Annotated in this window: 3 protein-coding genes; 1 reads left to right on the top strand and 2 read right to left on the bottom strand. The window is 32.4% G+C overall.

Going from position 1 to position 3,835, the window contains the following annotated elements; all coding sequences use genetic code 11:
• Both QZ659_RS20320 and QZ659_RS20315 read right to left on the bottom strand, forming a co-directional pair.
• Positions 1-243, bottom strand: a 243-nt coding sequence (locus tag QZ659_RS20320) for a hypothetical protein (RefSeq protein ID WP_291728905.1), incomplete at its 3' end; no start/stop codon positions are given.
• A gap of 220 nt (positions 244-463) precedes the next feature.
• Positions 464-2,233: a M61 family metallopeptidase gene (locus tag QZ659_RS20315; RefSeq protein WP_291728903.1), complete on the bottom strand. Its 1,770-nt coding sequence runs from the start codon at positions 2,231-2,233 to the stop codon at positions 464-466.
• A gap of 206 nt (positions 2,234-2,439) precedes the next feature.
• On the opposite strand from QZ659_RS20315, the gene QZ659_RS20310 reads away from it, so the two are divergent.
• Positions 2,440-3,495 (top strand): glycosyltransferase family 9 protein, encoded by a 1,056-nt coding sequence (locus tag QZ659_RS20310; protein WP_291728900.1) that lies wholly within the window; start codon positions 2,440-2,442, stop codon positions 3,493-3,495.
• Positions 3,496-3,835 lie beyond the last annotated feature (340 nt).

The raw sequence follows: 3,835 nt of genomic DNA, 5'->3' as shown, positions 1-3,835 counted from the left end.
TAAGGCAAAAAAAGAAGAAAGATAATACTTTTTTCGTGCGTTTACCCTATTATAATTGAAGTAAACACCTTCAATTTCAAATGATTCTTTTCCTATACGGTCTAACTCCCAATTCTGTCTAGTATGGTTGTTTATTTTTCCTGATACAACCTCATATTTATTATCTAACAATAGATTTCGGTACAAGAAAAACTTGTAAAAATTAAATCCATAAGCACAACACCAAGAGAGAGGAATTAGCAAAATTATAAACCCAAAAATATTATAGAATTTATACTTCGCAAACAGTATTAAGACTGTTATAAGAATTGATAAACCAACAAATAATAAGAATAAATTTCCTGTTAAATCGGTATCATTTACAATACTGTAAATTTCATTATACATAATTTTAAGTTGAAAATTATATCTTTGATTGAGAACAAACCCTAAGAATCGCTAAAAAATTCTTAGGGTTGTAAAATTAAACCAAAGGTGCAAGCCACTTTTTTAAATTTGCTTTTTGCTCTTCGGTAGCATCTTCTTTTATTTTGAGTTTGATATTTGGATAACCACTTTCTTCGTATTTAGTAGTGATAGTGTGAAGCTGATTATCTCTAAAAAATGAAATTTCTAATTCGGCTTTATCTTCTTTGACAGCCTTTTTCAAAATAGCATTTGGGTTAGTAGCATCTAATTTGTAAGAATTAATGGCTACAATTTCATCATTGACAGTCAAACACTTCGCTACCTCGCTATCTGGTGCATATCCAATTACTAAATAGGCATTATTTTGAAAAACAGTCTTCAAACTTAGTCGCCTTTCCATTTCGTTTTCATTGGGAACAAATATTTTCTCAATACCAATATAATCAAAGGCTTCTTTCAAATAGGTATTCAAAGCATTGGGAGAATAGATACATTTTTCAAAATAATCTGCAATATGTTCGCCGGCTACAGAATCAACGACATTGTGGTAATCTTCTAAGGAATAACCTACTTCTTTCTTACCAAAATCTTCCCATAATTTTATCATTATATCATCTAATGATTTTTCATTGTTACTAGACTTTCGGATTTTCATATCTAAAATAAAAGCTGCCATTGCTCCTTCTACATAAATAGATGATTTTCGGTTGGGAATACCAAGTTCGTAGCCATCTAGCCACAAATCATACGACGAATCAGCAACAGAGAGATTGAGCCTACCATTGTTGTGAAAATGCCTTTTGAGTAAAACCTCTAGTTCCTTCAAATAATATTCTTCTGTCCAAACTCCACTTCTACACAAAACATAATCTCCATAATAGGTTGTTAGTCCTTCGGCTACAAAACCTGTTTTGAAGTAAGTCTCTTTAGATAAATCATAAGGCATAAGTTCTTTCGGACGAATACGCATAATATTCCAAAAATGGAAAAGTTCGTGCGAGCTAATTCCTAAAAAGTCGTTGTAACGAGCCTCTCCGTCCATATCGTAATCTGCGCCTAGTGTAATAACTGTGGAATGTGAATGTTCTACACCATGGTATTTCGGATAAGGCAAAATTTGAAACATAAAGTGATAATCCGTACTTGGAAAATCAGTAAAGAGAGCAATTTGGTCTTTGGTAAACTTTTCAAATTGTGGAATTGCTTTCTCCCAATTAGGTTGCCAGTCACCTTGAATCCAGATATGAAAATTGGCTTCCGAATTTTCAACCTTATAGCTTTTGTGTTGAAGTGTATCAGAAGCAATAAGAGGCGAATCTACTAAGTTGAAAAAATCTGTTGCAATGAGGTAATCCTTATCTTTTCCTTCTGTTTTTTCAGTTTTTTGTTCCAATGCACAAGCCACTTTATAACGAGAAGGCATTTCTATATGCACTCTATACATAGAATCTGGACGATTCTGTACTTCCAAACAACAACAAATAAAATTCAAATAAATTTGTTTTTCATCTACATAACACCCTCCTGCATCCATTTGGTTGGCATAGTAGGTATAACGAACTTTTACAGTTTTTGCACCATCCGTAGTTATTTTCCAATTATCTTTGGTCGCTTTAGCAAATTCTAAAGGATTTTCATTTTCATCAAAAACTTCGAACTTTGCGATGTTTTTAGCGAAATTTTGTAGCGTATAACGACCTGGTCGCCACGCTGGAAGTTGGAGAGAAAGTTCTTTTTCCATAATATCATCAACATGATTTATGGTAAGTTCTATATCTATAAAATGATGGTGTGGTTGTGTGTATGAAATTTTGTAGTCTAACATAGTACAATTACGAATTACGAATTTGAAAATTACGAATGAGGAATATGATTTGGAAAATGGATAAGCTATACTAATTATGCCATACTTTTTTAGCCACAGCGTGGCGTTACATTGGTAGAAATGTGATACAGTATTGTATTAAAAGCTGCGTAGCTGCGAAATGTTAAAATTATAAATTACAATCAGTTGTAACAAAAAAATAAAAAATGAAAATCCTGCTTATTCAAACGGCTTTTATTGGTGATGTTATTTTAGCAACTTCATTGATAGAATCTGTGTATGCAACCTATCCAACAGCAAAAATTGATTTTTTACTTCGAAAAGGTAATGAAAATCTACTTCAAGAACACCTTTTGCTCAATGAAGTTTTGATTTGGGACAAGAAAAATAAATATAAAAGTCTTTTCAAGCTACTAAAAAAAATTAGAAGCGCACAGTACGATGCTGTTTTGAATTTACAACGCTTTGGAGCTACTGGACTTCTGACAGCTTTTTCAAAGGCAAAAATAAAGGCAGGGTTTAAGAAAAATCCATTCTCATGGGCATTTACACACAAATACGAACACATTATTACCACTGACCCTAATTCTCCTCATGAAATAGAGCGAAACAGTAAAGTTTTGGAAAGCATTGGGATAAATGAACTCAGAAAGCCAAAACTATATCCTTCTGCTGCTGATAAAGAGAAAGTAAAAGAATTTATACACAATGATTTTATTTGTATTGCGCCTACTTCGGTTTGGTTTACCAAACAATATCCATTACAAAAGTGGATTGATTGTATCAAAAAACTACTTTTAGAAGAAGAAAATTATAAAAACTTATCTCCAAACTTTGAAATTCATTTGCTCGGTGCGCCATCAGATAGAGAAAACTGCCAAAAAATAGTTGATGAACTAGAATGTAAAATAATTCAAAAAAATCTGGGTTTCAAAGTAAATAATTTAGCAGGAAAATTATCCTTAATGCAATCAGCAGCTTTGATGCAGCATACAAAACTTGTCTTGGCAAACGATTCTGCCCCTCTGCATTTGGCTTCTTCTGTTAATGCGCCTGTGTGTGCTGTTTTTTGTTCTACTGTGCCTGCTTTTGGATTTACGCCTCTTTCTGATACTTCATTTATTATCGAAACTGAAAAGAAGCTAGATTGCCGTCCGTGTGGTTTGCACGGCTACAAATCTTGTCCGAAAGGGCATTTTGAGTGTGCAGAGAGCATCAAGACAGAGCAGATTTTGAGAGTAGTAGAAAAGATATTAGATTGATTAATGTTTTTTAACAAAAAAAATAAATTTTTTTCAAAATAAGAGGGTGATTAATTTCAGTTTTGGGTATAAAGAGGTAAAGACAGACATTTTTATTTTCTGCTTTAAAGAAATTCAAGACTGTATTATCTTTCCCCTTACTGAAAAAAGCATTGTTACTCTTTAGCAATGCTTTTTTGTTTTTTATCAAAATTTTAGAAGCTATCTGAATTAAAATGATACAAGGCAGAGTTATATTTGTGAGCTTGCTACACAAAAAATATAGTTCAGTTCTTATTCGTTTTAACGAAGTTGTTTAAGAATGGAAAAAAGTAGCTTGAATGAAGTGTAGAGTAAATTT

The sequence above is a fragment of the Bernardetia sp. genome, assembly GCF_020630935.1.
In the GTDB taxonomy this organism is placed as follows: Bacteria; Bacteroidota; Bacteroidia; order Cytophagales; family Bernardetiaceae; genus Bernardetia.
The sequence above is the reverse complement of the archived record's forward strand: the minus strand, read 5'-3'. Positions and strand labels throughout refer to the sequence as shown.

What these genes read in the sequence shown, in the direction of transcription:
- QZ659_RS20315 (WP_291728903.1), bottom strand. Translation starts at nt 2,233, where the DNA reads ATGTTAGACTACAAAATTTCATACACACAACCACACCATCATTTTATA.
- QZ659_RS20310 (WP_291728900.1), top strand. Translation starts at nt 2,440, where the DNA reads ATGAAAATCCTGCTTATTCAAACGGCTTTTATTGGTGATGTTATTTTA.